16 protein-coding genes are annotated in these 17,087 nt (G+C 44.3%); 8 read left to right on the forward strand and 8 right to left on the reverse strand.

Annotation, left to right across the window (positions count from 1 at the left end; translation table 11 throughout):
• Window position 1: 1 nt before the first annotated feature.
• The 4 genes from AACW75_RS01570 to pspA all read right to left on the reverse strand — a co-directional run bounded on the left by AACW75_RS01570 (window position 2) and on the right by pspA (window position 2,491).
• Window positions 2-1,036 (reverse strand): efflux RND transporter periplasmic adaptor subunit, encoded by a 1,035-nt coding sequence (locus AACW75_RS01570; protein WP_017073366.1) that lies wholly within the window; start codon window positions 1,034-1,036, stop codon window positions 2-4.
• Between the two features lie 156 nt (window positions 1,037-1,192).
• The gene (gene pspC / locus AACW75_RS01575) at window positions 1,193-1,579 is read right to left on the reverse strand and encodes an envelope stress response membrane protein PspC (protein ID WP_029224819.1); all 387 of its coding nucleotides are present in this window, start codon (window positions 1,577-1,579) and stop codon (window positions 1,193-1,195) included.
• The gene (gene pspB / locus AACW75_RS01580) at window positions 1,572-1,805 is read right to left on the reverse strand and encodes an envelope stress response membrane protein PspB (protein WP_009848775.1); all 234 of its coding nucleotides are present in this window, start codon (window positions 1,803-1,805) and stop codon (window positions 1,572-1,574) included. Before pspB ends, pspC begins: the two co-directional genes overlap by 8 nt.
• 14 nt (window positions 1,806-1,819) lie before the next feature.
• Window positions 1,820-2,491, reverse strand: a complete 672-nt coding sequence (pspA, locus tag AACW75_RS01585; protein WP_017073364.1) for a phage shock protein PspA — start codon at window positions 2,489-2,491, stop codon at window positions 1,820-1,822.
• A 298-nt stretch (window positions 2,492-2,789) separates the two neighbouring features.
• Between pspA and pspF the strand changes: the two genes are divergently transcribed.
• From pspF to AACW75_RS01620, 7 genes are all read left to right on the forward strand, one after another.
• Window positions 2,790-3,812: a phage shock protein operon transcriptional activator gene (gene pspF / locus AACW75_RS01590; protein ID WP_102551058.1), complete on the forward strand. Its 1,023-nt coding sequence runs from the start codon at window positions 2,790-2,792 to the stop codon at window positions 3,810-3,812.
• Between the two features lie 102 nt (window positions 3,813-3,914).
• Complete coding sequence (gene sapA, locus AACW75_RS01595) at window positions 3,915-5,537, forward strand: ABC transporter substrate-binding protein SapA (RefSeq protein WP_017073362.1); 1,623 nt, start codon at window positions 3,915-3,917, stop codon at window positions 5,535-5,537.
• Window positions 5,537-6,499 (forward strand): ABC transporter permease, encoded by a 963-nt coding sequence (locus tag AACW75_RS01600; protein WP_017073361.1) that lies wholly within the window; start codon window positions 5,537-5,539, stop codon window positions 6,497-6,499. The genes sapA and AACW75_RS01600 overlap by 1 nt, the downstream gene beginning before the upstream one ends.
• On the forward strand, window positions 6,486-7,373 hold the full coding sequence (gene sapC, locus AACW75_RS01605) for a putrescine export ABC transporter permease SapC (protein WP_017073360.1): 888 nt from the start codon (window positions 6,486-6,488) through the stop codon (window positions 7,371-7,373). Before AACW75_RS01600 ends, sapC begins: the two co-directional genes overlap by 14 nt.
• Window positions 7,373-8,374 carry a peptide ABC transporter ATP-binding protein gene (locus AACW75_RS01610; protein WP_017073359.1) on the forward strand — a complete coding sequence of 334 codons (1,002 nt, stop codon included), beginning with the start codon at window positions 7,373-7,375 and terminating at the stop codon, window positions 8,372-8,374. Before sapC ends, AACW75_RS01610 begins: the two co-directional genes overlap by 1 nt.
• Window positions 8,371-9,153, forward strand: a complete 783-nt coding sequence (locus tag AACW75_RS01615) for a peptide ABC transporter ATP-binding protein (protein WP_017073358.1) — start codon at window positions 8,371-8,373, stop codon at window positions 9,151-9,153. The genes AACW75_RS01610 and AACW75_RS01615 overlap by 4 nt, the downstream gene beginning before the upstream one ends.
• A 72-nt stretch (window positions 9,154-9,225) precedes the next feature.
• On the forward strand, window positions 9,226-10,005 hold the full coding sequence (locus AACW75_RS01620; RefSeq protein WP_145568172.1) for a DUF2927 domain-containing protein: 780 nt from the start codon (window positions 9,226-9,228) through the stop codon (window positions 10,003-10,005).
• A 165-nt stretch (window positions 10,006-10,170) separates the two neighbouring features.
• Here the strand turns inward: AACW75_RS01620 and AACW75_RS01625 are convergent, their stop codons facing one another.
• Together AACW75_RS01625 and AACW75_RS01630 are read right to left on the reverse strand one after the other, a co-directional pair.
• Window positions 10,171-10,560 (reverse strand): DUF2750 domain-containing protein, encoded by a 390-nt coding sequence (locus tag AACW75_RS01625; protein WP_017073356.1) that lies wholly within the window; start codon window positions 10,558-10,560, stop codon window positions 10,171-10,173.
• A gap of 140 nt (window positions 10,561-10,700) precedes the next feature.
• Complete coding sequence (locus AACW75_RS01630) at window positions 10,701-11,606, reverse strand: manganese-dependent inorganic pyrophosphatase (RefSeq protein WP_102551062.1); 906 nt, start codon at window positions 11,604-11,606, stop codon at window positions 10,701-10,703.
• Between the two features lie 201 nt (window positions 11,607-11,807).
• Here AACW75_RS01630 and AACW75_RS01635 point away from each other — a divergent pair, with 201 nt between their 5' ends.
• A complete protein-coding gene (locus AACW75_RS01635; RefSeq protein ID WP_145568171.1) occupies window positions 11,808-13,034 on the forward strand; it encodes a putative manganese transporter in 1,227 nt (408 codons plus the stop codon).
• A gap of 358 nt (window positions 13,035-13,392) precedes the next feature.
• Here the strand turns inward: AACW75_RS01635 and torA are convergent, their stop codons facing one another.
• Window positions 13,393-15,855: a trimethylamine-N-oxide reductase TorA gene (gene torA / locus AACW75_RS01640; RefSeq protein WP_017073352.1), complete on the reverse strand. Its 2,463-nt coding sequence runs from the start codon at window positions 15,853-15,855 to the stop codon at window positions 13,393-13,395.
• 24 nt (window positions 15,856-15,879) lie between these two features.
• Window positions 15,880-17,061 carry a pentaheme c-type cytochrome TorC gene (gene torC, locus AACW75_RS01645; RefSeq protein WP_017073351.1) on the reverse strand — a complete coding sequence of 394 codons (1,182 nt, stop codon included), beginning with the start codon at window positions 17,059-17,061 and terminating at the stop codon, window positions 15,880-15,882.
• Window positions 17,062-17,087: the final 26 nt, after the last annotated feature.

Below are 17,087 nucleotides of genomic sequence, written 5' to 3' on the forward strand. Positions count from 1 at the left end.
ATTATAGCCCCCTTTCCTTGATCCACTCACGAACCTTAACGCCAGATTCGAGTCCATTAACACCAGAAGTCACGACGCGGTCTCCGTCATTTAAACCCGACACAATATGACGTTTTTCATCGATAACAATCGCAACTTCTTCAACGATACCATCGTTGTTAACACGCCATACCGAGACATCGTCTCCATCCATCATCATGGCTGAAGTCGGAATTTTGGTTGCGGCAGCTTGTGCAGAAACAAGGTTAACATTGCCAGACATACCCGGCAGTATCCCAATATCAGTCGGTCTCTCCATTATCATGGTAACTTTATAAGAACCTGTTTTTGGATCCGCTTCGGTATCGACCTCTTGAAAGGTCAGTTCGTAAAAATGTTCAGGAAAAGCATCGAATACCATAGTTGCGTCTGTTTCAAAGCCTGCTGAAAAGCGAGTAATTAACTGGTCAGGTAATAAGAAGACGACTTTGAGGATTTGGTTGGTTTGTATATTCATTACCCCTTGCTTTGCTGCAATATACTCATGATTTTCAGCAGGGATAATAGAAATGGTGCCGTCATAAGGCGCAACTAACGTGGTGTAGCGTAAGTTTGCTTTGGCTTGATTAAGTACTGCTCGAGCAGAGTTGTGATTGGCTTTCGCTTGATCAAAGTCTTGCTCTGAGACAACTCTGTCTTTACGCAGTTTAATCGCACGTTGGTACTGTACATCGGTAAGTTTGAAATTAGCTTTGGCTTGTTTTTCTAGCAGCTGATATTCATCAGGGTTGAGCATAGCGAGTTTTTCGCCTTTTGATACTTGTTGTCCAGAAGTAACATCGAGCGTTTGTAGCAAACCGGGAACACGAAAGGCCAACACGGCTTTATCGCCCGCTTCGGTGGTGGCGGGGAAATTTCGTTCAAAGGCATTATTACCAACGGAGACAGTGAAAAGCTTGGCAGGTCTTGATTCGGGCTCTGGAACCGGAGGTAGCTCCTTACCGCACCCAGATAACCCAGACAGAGTTACCAATAGGACTAGGGAGGCTTTGTACATGGTGATCTTCCATATCTATAAGTATCTTATTAACATAGATTAATCACATGTAAGTTACCAGTTATCGTAATATTTATTTAGACAAAATTATTAAAAAAAATAACGGCTTGGGATAAATTTTCCTAAACCGTTCTCTATTATTTTTAGGGTCACAAATTACATGTTCTTAAATGCGCGATCGACTTTAAATGTGTCAGAAGTAACATAAGCTTCCATGTTGCGTACACTGGTCTCTAACGTCTGGAAATCACCCTCTAAAGTGCCCAATAACGATTCTGCCGTTTGCCCTTTTTCCCAAGGTTTTTGCTTCAACGTGTGCTCTTGCTTGGCTTTCATCTCATCGACATACTGAGGTGGTTGTTTTTCAAGCATAAACGTTAAAGCTAAATACGCTAACAAGACCAAGAAGCTGCCACCAAGTAGTGCAGCAGAGATAACCAAGATACGAACCAACCAAACTTCAAGGCCAAAATAGTTCGCTAACCCGGCACACACGCCAGACAATTTACCGTTGATCGGATCGCGATACAGTTCTCTACTCATAGTTTCGTCTCCAGTTAGGTGACTCCGCATCCAGTATCTTTTCCAGTGTTTTTACACGATCTTGCATAGATTCCGCTTGCTCAGAAAGCTTATGAAGACGCTGAAGATCGGTTTCTGAAAGACCATTACTGGATTTCTTCTTGCTGCGGTAATGTAAGAATAACCATAGCGGCGCCACGAAAATTAAAAAGACAATCAGTGGGCCCGCAATTAGAAATGTTGACATAGACAACTCCTAAATTATTTATCGCGATTTTCAATTTGTTGCTTCAGTTTCGCCAGCTCTTTTTCAATTTCATCTTGAGCTTGTAGCTCTGCAAATTCTTGGTCTAAAGATTTTGCATTACCTGTTTTAGCGTAAACGTCCGCTTCAGCTTCTAATTCATCCACTTTACGCGAGAATTGCTCAAACTTCGCCATTGCTTCATGGGTTTTACTTGAATGAAGATGTTTTTGAACATCACGGCGATTGCTAGCGGCATTATTACGAATCATTAATGCTTGCTGCTTTGCGCGAGTTTCAGCGATTTTTGTTTCAAGCTTGCCAATTTCGCCGGTTAATTTTTCGATCGTTTCATGAACCAAAGTTTGCTCGGTATGAAGGCTCTTAATAATATCTTCCAGTTTTTGCTTTTCAATCAGCGCTGCCCTAGCAAGATCTTCACGTTGTTTGGTTAGAGCTAATGTCGCTTTGTTTTGCCAATCTAAAATCTGATTTTCGATGGCTTCTACTTTACGTGCCAGTTCTTTCTTATCAGCGATTGCTTTTGCCGAGTTAGTGCGAACCTCAACTAAGGTGTCTTCCATTTCTTGGATAATAAGACGAATCATCTTTTCAGGATCTTCAGCCTTATCTAATAGTGCACTGATGTTTGAATTTACAATGTCTGCAAAGCGAGAAAAAATACCCATGAGGAACTCCTTAATTACAATGATGGCAAATGTGTTTTAAATCGTGGTTCGACTTCTCAATCCACCTGCTCAAAAATTTACGTTTGTTGTTAAACCTACCATAAGTAATCCAAGTAGCGTGCCAACTTTTAAGTCGTTTATTATCAATCGCTTACAATAAAATGGTGATTAAGTTCATACATGCTATGATGAATTTAGCCAAGTATTGGTATTTTTCACCACTACTCTCTTGCTTAAGCTATTTAAATAGAGCTCTCTAATAACATCAACCAGCGCTCAAACCACACAAGGACCCGCTATGCAGCAGAATCTTATTGGTGAATCACCTAGCTTTCTCTCTGTTTTAGATAAAGTTTCTCAGTTAGCACCCATTGAAAGACCCATTCTGATCATCGGGGAGCGTGGTACAGGTAAAGAGCTGATCGCTCAAAGGCTGCATTACCTTTCAAGACGCTGGGATCAACCCTTGATCTCACTGAACTGTTCAACACTGAGCGAAGGACTTATTGATTCGGAACTATTTGGCCATGAATCTGGGTCTTTCACTGGTTCAAAAGGGCGTCATCAAGGTCGCTTTGAAAGAGCTGAAGGTGGCACTCTTTTTCTAGATGAACTCGCTACGACTCCTCTTGCTGTTCAAGAGAAGCTATTGCGTGTTATTGAGTACGGTCAGTACGAACGTGTCGGCGGCCAAAAAGCGCTAAGTGCGAATGTAAGACTGGTGTGCGCGACCAATGCCGACTTGCCAGATATGGCGCTAAAAGGCGAATTCAGAGCCGACCTATTAGATAGACTGGCGTTTGACGTGATTACTATCCCGCCTCTTCGTGAGCGTAAAGAAGACATCACACTACTCGCCGAATACTACGCCATTAAAATGTGTCGAGAATTGGAACTTGAGTTATTTGTTGGCTTCGCCCCTTCCGCCGTTGAATCATTGTTAGATTACTCTTGGCCGGGAAATGTGAGAGAACTCAAAAACGTCATCGAACGTGCTATCTATCAGCATGGTAAGAATCCATATCCTATTGAATCTTTGGTATTTAACCCATTCAAGCCAGCATGGCAAACTGAGCAAAATTCCACACTAGAAATTGGCAATGATCCAGCCAACAGCCATACTTCATCTGAAAGCTCATTTTCTTTGCCGCTTGACTACAAAGCATGGCAAGAACAACAAGACATTAAGCTTCTCAACCAAGCCTTAAAACAGAGCAAGTATAATCAGAAACAAGCAGCAGAATTACTAGGGTTAACCTACAACCAATTACGTGGAATGGTGAGGAAGTACGCGATTGTCGGACAAGCCAACGATAAATAGCTGTTCACACTTGATTATTATTTGGAGCCGAATAAATAAAATGTTAAATTATCCGGATCTTGAGGCTCCTCTAACGCCTCGTTTCGAAAAGTATTTCTTTTTATGAAAGCACTAATAAGACTATCACTGAGCATCTGCACGCTGAGCTTTTTAGCTGGATGTGGTGAGAGTGTGGATCACGAGCAAATCCGTGAAAAAGGCTTCATTTATTGCGGCCAAGGTAATCCTAGCACCTTCAACCCTCAACTCGTTGATAGTGGCATTACTTCAGAATCGTTGAGCCCTCAAATCTTCGACACGCTGCTAACACTTGATCCAATGACGTATCGACCTAAAGAAAACTTGGCAACAAGTTGGTCTGTCGATAAATCAGGTACTGAGTACACTTTCACTCTTCGCCCTAATGTTGCGTTTCAAACCACAGACTGGTTTACCCCAACTCGCAGCATGAACGCGCAAGACGTAGTCTTTAGTTTTGAACGCATCATTGATAGTTCGAATCCATTCCATTATGTGGGTGGTGGCTTATATCCTTGGTTTGCAGGCATCGACTTCCAAAACCTGATTGTCGATATTACCGCGGTTGATGATCTCACCGTAAGATTCCGATTAAGCCACCCAGATAATTCATTTCTCAATAATATCGCCACCAGCTACGCTGTCATTCATTCCAAAGAATATGCTAATAAGCTTATTGCGGCCGACGAGAAAAATGAAATCGATTCCAAACCGGTTGGCACCGGTCCATTCTATCTAGATGAATACCAAATCAACGACCTAGTGCGCCTTAAAAAGAATAAGCATTACTGGAAAAGTGACGTGCAGATGGATCAAGTCGTGTTCGACACTTCACAACGAGGAACAGGCACACTCGCTAAGCTTCTTCGTAATGAGTGTGATGTATTGAACTCTCCGATTTCTAGTCAGATCCCTATTATTCAAGCCCATGAAGAGTTGAAGATCGACGCTACCCCTGCGGTCAATGTCTCTTTCATCGCGCTTAACACTGAACACCCGGCACTGCGTGACTCACGAGTCCGTAAAGCATTAAATTTGGCAATCAACCGTCAAAACATTCTCGACTCTGTTTACTATGGTACGGGAACAAAAGCCTACACATTATTGCCTCCCACCTCTTGGGCCCATCAAAAAGACATCGTTCAAGTACGCTATGACCGAAACTACGCAGTGGCTCTTCTTAAAGAAGCCGGTGTCGAACCGGGGCTTGAGCTTTCAATGTGGGTGCCACTAGAGCCAAGAGCATACAACCCAAGCCCGAGAAAAACGGCAGAGCTAATCCAAGCGAACTTAGCTGATATTGGTATCACTTTAAAACTCTATACCGACGACCGCTTCGATCGTACTCAGCTTTCATCCATAGCTTCAACTGACCTGCTTCTTACCGGCTGGATAGGCAACACTGGTGACCCTGATAACTTCTTGCGTCCTCTACTCTCTTGTAGTTCTGAACGCGCAGGATTAAACGTCTCGATGTGGTGTAATTCAGATTTTGATTTCCTTCTGGATTTGGCCTTGGAAATCAATCAACAAAGGCACCGTGTGAATCTTTATCGACAAGCCCAAAACATACTGAACGAAGAGGTTCCCGTAATCCCTCTTGCTCACGGTGTGCAATTTCGCGTACACGATCGTTCACTGACCGGCTTCAAACCTAGCCCGTTCAATGCTCAACCTTTTGATCAAGTCAGAAGGGAGGTGAACTGATGTTTTGGTATACATTAAGACGTGTAAACTTATTCGTTATTACACTTGCGATCCTGACTTTAGTTGGCTTCTGTTTATTGCGACTAGACCAAACCTCTCCTTGGGCAATTCAAGACTTCTGGCCCGGTTGGATTAGCTATATCACGGAGTTATCGACGCTTAACTTCGGCTTGAGCAAACATGGTGTGCCTATCATCGATGAACTCGTCATCGTATTCCCAGCAACTTTAGAACTGTGTTTCTTTGCTTTCGTTCTTGCACTGTTTATCGGTATCCCTTTCGGTACTATCGCTGGCATGAGACAAGGAAAATTTGTTGATACGACGATCTCATTTACCTCAATGGCGGGTTACTCTGCGCCGATATTTTGGGTCGCTTTGCTAATGATCATGGTGTTCTCTTTACACTTTGAAATGTTTCCAGTGGGCGGCCGATACGATCTACTTTACGAAATTGAACACGTGACTGGTTTCGCCATCATTGATGCCTTTTTCGCTGAAGGTAAATACCGAGCACACGCACTGCAAAGTGTCATCGAGCATATGGCGTTGCCTTGTCTAGTTTTGGCACTGGCCCCAACGACTCAAGTTATCCGGTTGATGAGAGCATCCGTTGCTGAAGTGATGACGCAAAACTACATCCGCGCGGCGCGAATTAAAGGTCTATCTACCAGAGAGATCGTGATGCAACACGTATTAAGAAACGCAATTCCACCAATCATTCCGAAAGTCGGTGTTCAGCTATCGAGTATGTTAACGCTCGCTATCATCACCGAATCTATCTTTAACTGGCCGGGTATTGGCCGTTGGTTACTGGATGCTCTTTCGAATCAAGATTACGTGTCGATTCAGGCAGGCGTGATCGTGGTAGCAACACTGGTTTTAACCGCAAACATTCTGTCCGATCTACTTGGCGCAATGGTCAACCCACTGGTAAGGAAGGAATGGTATGCTAACAAATAACGTCTACCAAGAAGAACACGTTCCCACCCAGTTTGAGCGTTTCTGGCGCAGCTTCCGTGCCAATAACCTGGCCATGTTTGGGTTGTGGTGCTTAGCATTTATCATACTAGTCACTGTTACTTCACCGTGGTTAGCACCACACGATTCTCAAGAACAAACAGGGCACCTATTAATCCCACCCTCTTGGGACCCAGCAGGTACAGTTGAATATTTCCTAGGCACCGATGACTTAGGGAGAGACATTCTTTCTCGCCTCATTATTGGTTCTCAGTTGACCTTCGGCGCCGCTGTTATCATCACTTTCATTGCCGCTGTGGTTGGCTGTTTGATTGGCGTACTTGCTGGTATGACACGCGGACTGCTATCAAGCACGCTCAACCACTTGCTCGATACCGTTATGTCGATTCCGTCTCTGCTACTTGCGATTATATTTGTGGCATTTTTAGGCTTCGGTGAATTTAACATCTTACTGGCGATATGTTTGGCGCTGATACCACGGTTTATTCGCTCGGTATACATTGCTGTGCACGCCGAAGTAGAGAAAGACTACATTTTGGCTTCTCGCCTTGATGGTGCTAATGATTTCTACTTATTATGGAACTCCATTGTTCCCAATATTCTCACCGTCGTCGCACTTGAAATTACGCTGGCGCTGTCAGTGGCAATTCTCGATATCACCGCTTTAGGTTTCTTAGGCCTTGGCGCTCAAGCACCTAGTACTGAATGGGGCTCGATCTTAGGTGACTCCGTCGAGCTGATTTACCTTGCGCCATGGACAGTAACCCTACCCGGCCTCGCGATTATGTTCGCCGTAATTGTAATTAACCTCGTCGGTGAAGGTGTTCGCCAAGCGCTAAATGCAGGAATCGAATAATGCCGTTACTTGATATTCGACATCTGACCATCGAAATTGAAACGCCTCAAGGGATGGTTAAAGCTGTAGATCGAATGAGTATTACCCTCAATGAAGGGGAAATTCGTGGCCTCGTAGGTGAATCGGGCTCTGGTAAGAGCTTAGTTGCGAAAGCCATCGTGGGTGTCTGTAAGGAAAACTGGAAGGTTTCAGCCGACCGAATGCGCCTTGGCAATATCGACCTACTGCAACTGACTCCGAAAGAGCGACGTCGCGTGATTGCTCGTGATATTGCAATGATCTTCCAAGAGCCATCCAGTTGTCTTGATCCCTCTGAAAAAGTGGGACATCAGCTCATTGAAGCCATTCCTTCGTATGCATTTGACGGTCGCTGGTGGCAACGATTTAAATGGCGTAAGAAACAAGCAATCGCGCTCTTACATAAAGTCGGCATCAAAAATCATTCACGCTTAATGGACAGCTACTCCTACGAGTTAACTGACGGTGAGTGTCAAAAGGTTATGATCGCAATGGCCATTGCCGCCAAGCCTAAAATACTGATAGCCGATGAACCAACTAACGATTTAGATCCGATAACTCAGTCTCAAATATTGCGCCTGTTAAGCCGCATGAATCAGATTAATAACACGACCATTGTGCTAATCGGGCATGACTTAACCACCATTACTCAGTGGGCAACTCGCATTACCGTTATGTACTGCGGTCAATCCGTAGAATCTGCTGATACGCATAAACTATTGGATGCACCAAAGCACCCTTATACAGTCGCTTTGTTGAAAGCGATGCCCGATTTCAACGACTGGATTCCTCATAAAGAAAAATTACAGTCATTGCCGGGGTCGATTCCGCCATTGCAGCATTTGCCGATTGGTTGTCGATTGGGGCCACGTTGCCCATACGCACAAAGACAGTGTGTGGAGATCCCATATACCACACGTATCAAAAATCATAAGTTCAATTGTCACTTCCCTTTGAATATGGAGAAGAAAAAGAAATCATGAGTGCCTTATTAGAAGTCAGTGACTTATCTAAAAGCTTTACGACACGCTCTGGTCTTTTCCGTAAAAAGAATCATCAAGCTGTAAAGCCGGTAAGCTTTACACTGGAAGCAGGACAGACTATTGGCTTTATCGGTCAGAATGGTTCAGGAAAATCGACACTGGCAAGAATGCTGGCCGGCATGGTTGAACCCACTTCGGGTGAGATTCGTGTCAATGGTGAAAAGCTAGAACACAAAGACTATTCGACTCGCTGTAAGCTGATTCGCATGATCTTCCAAGATCCCAATACTTCACTTAACCCTCGCATACAGATTGGCCGCATTCTTGAAGGCCCATTGAAGCGAAACACCAACATGCCACCAGAAGCCCGTATGCGCCGTGTGAAAGACACACTATTGCGTGTTGGCCTGTTACCAGAACATGCTTACTTCTATCCTCAGATGCTTGCTGCGGGCCAGAAACAGAGGGTTTGTTTGGCTCGTGCGCTAATACTTCAGCCCTCAATCATTGTGGCGGACGAAGCGTTGAATGGTTTGGATATGGCGATGCGATCTCAGATCATCAATCTTTTCTTGGAACTGCAAGAAGAGATGGGGGTATCGTTTGTTTATGTATCCCAGCATATCGGTATTGTTAAGCACATCACCGATAAAATCATTGTTATGCATGAAGGTAACGTAGTGGAAGCCGGGGAAACCCACGAAGTGCTCACCAACCCAAATCATCAAATCACTCAAAGGTTAGTTGAAAGCCACTTCTTTAAAGCGCCAAACCACTAACCTTTAAACACCTTTTGCCAATAGTGATTAGCAAAAGGTGTTGTTTACCGCTCATCATCAAGAGGAATAACTATGCGGACTTCAGTTGTCATCCCATTCCTCTTTTCCACGCTACTTTCCTTTAACGTTGCAAGCATCCCACTGACTTGGCTTGATAAAACGTTTGTCGAAACAGCCTTTTATAACGTGGCGCTTCAACACGAATATTCCCAAGGCAACAAACCGCTCGCAAAATGGACACAACCCATCAAGATTTGGATCGACCATCGAGTTGGCGACAAAGAGTTGCACCAAGAACTTGCGGAACTTCATGTCCAACACCTGTCTCAGGTTACCCAGCACTCTATTGAAATCGTCACTAAAGAATCCGAAGCCAATGTGAAGTGGATATACACAAGGCAAAGTCAGTGGCTATCTGAAGCTAAATCAATCCTCAAACTTAAATCTACTGAGCATTTAAACAACGCTATCTGTACAGCGGGTTATCGAACAAATTCCAAAGGTGAGATTGTTTATGCAGGGGTTGTTATTCCCGTAGATCAAGCAAGATCACGAGGAAAGCTTGTCGCGTGTATCGTTGAAGAGATAACACAAGTGCTAGGGTTACCAAATGATTCAGATAAGGCCTACCCTTCTATTTTTAATGACCATACACCAGAAGACTTACTATCACCTTTAGATGTCGTACTACTAAAACTGCTTTATGAACCGGAGTTGAAAGTGGGAATGACTAAAACACAAGCAAAGCCGATTGTTCGGAAGGTATTAAAAAGGTACAGCGAAACCGGCGTACTTCAACAAGCTTCACAGGTAGCTCAGCAGGCCCCTTTGTATCAACTGATCGGATACTAGATAAATAAGGGTATTAACTTAAATACGTTAGCCGTTTGGATAGCAGCCATGAACGAAGGTGTGAGAAAGAGAACAACAGCGCTGCCTAAGAAAGGGCAACGCTGACTTACAATTTAGCGAGAGGAGTCATCATTTGGCGAAGAATCATCCATTTCGCGAAAGGGATTATCGCTTAGCCGACTGCTTTTTCAATTCAAAATCGAATTCATCAGGGAATAAGACAACCCCTTCTTCTTGCTCGTTCGGGAACACAACAATGGCAAGTTCATCGTCTTCTAAGCCATTGGTCCAACGGCTATGCCACTTGTTCAAAGAGATAGACTCAGCTTTACACTCAGACCAATCACCTGTCGCCCACGATTCTGCGAACTCTTGATTTGGCCATACAGGAACGCAGTCTTCGTCTTCGGTGTTCAGCATCACACAACCGTGCTCATCGGTTAAGATCCATACTTCACGGTTCGCTACGATTTCTTTCACACAGTATTTAAGGCGTTGCTCGCCCGTATACTTATTAATTTCAGCGATTTTTTTATCGTCTAGCTGTGTAGTCATCTTAATTTCCTACGTTAGTCAGTAACTTTGTTCATTTTATGCTGAGTAGTGTTAACTTCAAATATTTCTAATAAGAAGAAAGTCTACTTCAAAGAAAAACGCCTGCTAAATTAGCAGGCGTTTATAATTAGGCGATTTAATTAAACAAGCTCGCCTTGAAGCCAAGGCCAACCTTGCTTCTTACGGCTTAATGTATTTTCCATCATCAATACACCGTTTTGTTCGTGCTTAACCAATTTCTCTGCCCACTCACCTTTGTAAAGAAGACGAGTTTGTGCAGTAGTGATGTCCGTTAGCATTACCGCAGCAAATGCTAGACCATCTTTCTCACAACGCTCTTCAAGATCAGCTTCTAGCGCTTCAATCATGCCGTCGACTTGCTCGATAGTCGCAAGTTCAACTTGACCAACAACAACATCACGACCGTTGAATGGGTAGGCTTTAAGGTCTTTTTCTACTAGTTGAGCAGCAGATAGGCCTTCAATGTTTGTCTTAGCGATTAGAAGCGCTTTGATGAATGCATCAATGTCTGTTACGCCTGCAATTTCAGCAAGCTCAGCAACGGCATCTTTATCTTTCTGAGTACATGTTGGAGAAGCAAAACCCACTGTGTCTGAAAGAATTGCAGACATCATCAGCTTAGCGATTTGTTGAGAGATAGAGTGACCTTCAATCTTGAACATGTTGAATAGTACAGTGTTTGTACAGCCAACAGGCCAGATCCAAGCTTCCATTGGGTTAACTGTCATCGCATCGCCTAGGCGGTGGTGATCGACAATACCTACGATTTCAGCTTCAGCAACATCGTCTGGTGCTTGTGCTAGATCTGAGTAGTCTACTAACCAAATTTTCTCACCAGCAACAGAAGTACGAAGTTCTGGAGATTCAGCGCCAGCTACTTCTAGAATGTGTTGAGTTTCGCGGTTGATCTCGCCTTGGCGAATTGGTGTCGCTTCCTCGCCACGAGCTTTAAGAAGCTCTGTTGCAACTAACGCACTACAAATACTGTCACTATCAGGGTTTTTGTGACCAACAACTAAAATCATGTTTCTTCCTATTACACTAACAATTATGACTCTACCTTTAGAGCCTCTCTTTATTAGGCATACTTTACCTCATTTTTTTAGGTTGGTCATGTTTCGTAGGTTTCACCAATGGTAACAATCGATAAAAAAACAACAAATGCAATTGATAATTATTATCATTCGTATATATTTATCTTAAGCCACTAATTTTGAGTAACACCTATGGATCGACTAATCTCTTTTTTGCCAAGCAGTCGTGCTTCAAAAACAACTCAGTTTTCACTGTCATTTAAGCGACTGCTTTTACCTATCTCACTTGCAGCTTTAGTTGCGGCTCCTGCCACGCGAGAATTGACGGTCACCACGTTGTCAGACGCATTCTGGGCCGTGTCATGTTATGTCGCTTTAACCTTGGCGATTTACCACGGGTTAAGCCTATATATTAATAAAGACAACGTCTTCAATAAGCTTGTACATCAGTCTCGCTCGAACCAAGTTGTGTTCGCTGCATTGATGGGAGCGCTTCCCGGTTGTGGTGGTGCTATCGTAGTGACGACCCAGTTCATTTCCGGCAAGCTGGGATTTGGAGCGGTCGTTGCGGTGTTGGTCTCAACCATGGGTGATGCAGCCTTTCTATTAATAGCTAGCGAACCCAAAACTGGCTTAGCTATGATGGCAATGGGTGTGATTGTCGGTACGGCATCAGGTCGAATCATTAATTTGTTTCACGCGGATGATTTTTTACGCCCAAAGCAGTCAGAGAAAAATGAAGTAACGCGTAGCTGTTCATCTCAATCTCAAGAGGAAGAGGAAGACAAAGGAGCGGTATCTAAAAAAGCAATCAACCTGCAAGGCTACTTATGGTCAGTATTGATTATTCCGGGTGCTGCGGTTGCCCTACTTGGTTCTTTTCAAGTTGATGTAAACGAGTTGCTGACGTTGCCTGAAATGTCGATGGAGTGGATTGGAACGATTTTGCTGATCAGCTCGATGTTTCTTTGGGGGTTGACCCGTGAGATTGAAGATTACAAATCAGCCGTAAGTGAAGACGAAAAATGTGTCGGATCTCACCCGTTACAAAAGACGGCTCAAGATACTAACTTCGTAACGGCGTGGGTTGTGGTTGCCTTTCTTTTTTTTGAATTTGGTTCTGTGCTAGCAAACGTGGATTTTGCGATACTATTCTCAAGTTGGGGCATCATGCTCCCCCTGGCGGGTGTGCTGATGGGACTGCTGCCGGGTTGTGGTCCTCAATTATTGGTCACTAGCCTTTACCTTTCAGGAGCTCTGCCACTTTCAGCTCAGGTAGGTAACGCAATTTCAAATGATGGTGACGCGTTATTCCCTGCAATTGCGATGGCACCAAAGGCGGCTCTTGTTGCTACCTTATATTCAAGTGTGCCTGCTTTGATTTGTGCATACGGTTACTGGTTTATGTTCGAACTTTAGACTTACGTTCGAAGCTTAGGTTTATAATTGAGACTTAAGTTTATATTCGAGGTTTTAGCGTTACTCCATAGGTTTCTATTAGGTCGGTACTTTGTATCGGCCTTTTTGTTTCCGTCTACCTAAGTCCTTACAACAGGTTCTTTTTACATTTCCTTCATGCTTCTACAGCCTATCTCAAACAACACGTTACAACCTGTCTCAAAAACGCCCATCTTGGCGCTGTTACAATGCTTAGTTAGAAATCCCAACACGTACACTAGAAAAACAAAAAGCCCCTGTAAGAATGCTTACAGGGGCTCTAATTCAAGCTTTCGTACTTAAGTTACCTAACTAAGAAGCTAGGCTGCTTAACAAGAACTTAAGAAACTTCGATTGGACCACCGAATGAAGTTACTGGAGGCAGTTTGCCTTGGAACTTCTCGAAGTTAACCAAACATGTGTTTGCTGAAGTCGCTTGAGCAAGTTCAGACGTACCGATGTCTTGAGTTAGTGTGTTTGGATCGCCGTAAGTATCTAGCGCGCCCACTTTCTCGTTGATCGGACCGTACCAAGCACCTTCTTCGATACGAACAACACCAGGAGCGTAGCTATCCATTAGAACAGCACCAGCTAGTAGTTGACCACGGTCGTTGAACACACGGACTACATCGCCATCTTTGATGCCTTTCTTCTTAGCATCTGCTGGGTTGATATAGATTGGCTCACGGCCTTGTACAGCGTAAGTCGCACGCCACTCTTCAGATTCACACATCTGAGAGTGAAGGCGCTTGTCCGGGTGACAAGATTGCAGCCAGTACGGGTGTTTGTCAGAGCCTGGGCCACCATGTGAACGTTCAGATTTCTCGAACCACATTGGGTGTTCTTGACAGTGCTCGTAACCCATGTTGCCAACAGTACGGCTTGTGATTTCGATGAAACCAGAAGGTGTACCTAGTGCGTTGATCTCTGGATCTTCACGGAATGAAGCGTGACGAGTCCATGGCTTACCTTTACCGAAGTCTAGGAAACCTTTCTCCCAGAACTCAGCAAACTCAGGCATTTCGAAGCTACCTTCGTTAGCAGCACGACAGTCGTCGTACAGAGATTTAACCCACTGCATTTCGTCCATGCCACGCGTGTAATCGTCGTAACGACCCCAACGTTTAGTAAGGCTAGACATGATCTCGAAGTCCGTCTTAGACTGGAACAGAGGATCCACTAGCTTGTGCATTGCGATCAAACCACGGCCAGAGTACGCGCCGTAACCATCAATATCGTTACGTTCCCACTGAGTACATGCTGGAAGCACGATATCAGAGTGACGACAAGTTGCAGTCCAAGCGAAATCAACAGCTACTACCGTTTGTAGGCTCTTGAATGCTTTACGCATCTTGTTGCGATCTTGGTGGTGGTGCCACGGGTTGTTACCACTGAATACCATCATCTTGATGTCAGGCAATGTTACTGTAGAACCGTTCGCTTTGATCTTCTTACCAGGCTCTAGCAAGCTATCTACCCAACGAGCAACAGGGATTACACGGCTGTAACCGTTGTAATCTGTGTTGGTGTGTTTAGGCGATTGACCTTGGTCGATGTTCAACGGGAAAGAACCCGGAGCAGCGAAACCAGTTGAAGATACACCGATACCAGAGTAATGGTGACCGTAAGAGATACCACCGCCTGGAAGACCAATTTGGCCAACCATTGCTGCAATAACTGCACACATCCAGTAAGGCTGCTCACCGTGCTCTTGACGTTGGATACTCCAACCCACAAGGATCTGCGTACGGCCGTTAACAAGCATCTTAGCGAAGTCACGGATTGAATCCGCGCTTGCGCCACAGATAGCTGAAGCCCACTCAGGAGTCTTCTCAACTTTATCTTTCGTTTCGCCTTGAACGTACTTGATGAAGTCTTCAAAACCTAAACAATAAGTCTTGATGAACTCTTTGTCGTACAAGTCTTCGTTATAAAGAACGTGAGCAACACCTAGCATGAACGCCACATCAGTTTGTGGGTTGATGTACATTTGCTCGTTTTCTAAATAACGACCTGTTTTGTTTTCAACAGGGTCAACAGAAACTACGTTGATCTCTTTCTTAGCAACTTTTTCTTTCAGCTGTTCTAGGTATGCGAATGACTCGTGAGTCTCACATGTCCAACCTACTTGAAGGTTCTTAACTGGATCGTTACCCCAAAGAACAATGTTGTCACTGTTTTCTAGGATAAGTTCCCAAGATGTACCTTGTGCATAAACTTCGGTAGAACCTAACACGTAAGGCATGATCGTTTGACCAGCACCTGTTGAGTAGTCACCGATTTTCTTCACAGAGTAACCGTGAAGTGCCATTGCACGTTGCATGTGGTTTGTACAGCTGTGGAACTGACCTGTTTGTCTCCAACCAGTTTGACCTGTGTGAAGCGCCCATGGGCCGTAATCTTTCTGTACGCGCTCTAGTTCGCGGTAAACAAGGTCTAGTGCCTCATCCCAAGTCACACGAATAAAGCGGTTGTTACCGCGCGTATCAGCGCTGTATTTGTGCTTCTTCAACCAATCTAGGCGAACCATAGGGTAACGCACACGTGATGGGCTGTAGATAATACCTTTGATACCTTTCAACATCTCAGTTGGGTGTTGATCGATTTCTAGAGGTTTAATCTCTTGTACTTTACCCGCGTAAACACGAGCTCTGAATGCACCCCAGTGAGAGCCAGAGACTTTCCAAGCGCCGTCTGTTTCTGCTGCTGAAGCCGATGCCGACGCCAATAAGCTAGGACCGATAATCGATGCCGCACTTGTTGTAGCGACACCTTTCAGAAAACTTCTTCTTGTAATTGCCATTGTGTTACTCCAATTGACGTCTTATTAGTGATGGCCTTCAGAAAAATCTGACGAGTGCTTCTGTAGATACTTAAGAACAAGAGCTTCTGTATCTGTGTCGAAGTTAACGAATGCAATCATACCGTCTAGCATGCCTACCCAACCATTCGCACTGAAGTGAGCTTCATCTGGTTGTGAGTGACAAGTTGAACAGTTAGATTGGTATGCTTGACCCGCTGCGTTCCAGATTGGATCGAAGTTATCAACCATAGACTCTTTCTTCATCCAAAGTGCTAGGTTAACTTCTTCCCATGGAAGGCCAGTAAGCTCATCTTCTTTCTTATCACCAATAGTGATTACGTCACTTTGAGAGACTTCTTTCGTCAAGATTGCAGTCGAGATGTTCATACCGAAATCTTCTTGGATTACACGTCCGAAGCCTTTCGCTTTACGCCAACCGTCGATTTGAATCTTGATCATGTCGCCTTTTTCTTCGATCACGGCAACTTGGCTTGCAGGGCTTAATAGACCCGCTTCAACTTCTGCTGTTTCATCCGTGTACATAGGTAGGTGACGGATTGAAATAACATTGTTGCCTGATGCGTAAGAAGTGCTACCCGCAACATTTTCTAGCTCACCAACAATACCGCTTGCTGATGCCATATCTAGAGGTAAGTTATGAGCAATACCTTTATGACAGTCAACACAGCTTTGATCACGCTCTGCTGCATTCTTCATTTGAATACGCGCTGTTGGGCGCATGTTGTCAAAATCCATTGAGTCGTAGTTGTGACAGTTTTTACACTCTAGAGATTTGTTCGAAGAGAAACGATCCCATTCATGTTTAGCCAGTTCGATACGACGCGCTTCGAATTTCTCTGGTGTGTCTAGGTCACCAAAGACTTGAGCGAATACTTCTTTAGATGCTTGCATCTTACGAGCAATTTTAGCTGTCCATTCATGTGGAACGTGACAGTCAGGACAAGTTGCACGTACACCAGAGGTATTTTTCCAGTGAACCGTTTCTTGCAGTTCCACGTAAACATTGTCACGCATAGTGTGGCAGCTCACACAGAACTCTTCTGTATTTGTATGTTCTAACGCAGTGTTAAAACCACCCCAGAAAATAACACCGGCGATAAAGCCACCCATAGTTAGTACACCAAGACTGATGTGTACCGCAGGGCGAGTCATTGTGCGCCATAATTTAACTAAAAATGATTTCATGTTTAGCTCTCTTAAATATTGATTTT

The organism is Vibrio sp. L3-7, assembly GCF_963898195.1.
Taxonomy (GTDB): domain Bacteria; phylum Pseudomonadota; class Gammaproteobacteria; order Enterobacterales; family Vibrionaceae; genus Vibrio; species Vibrio echinoideorum.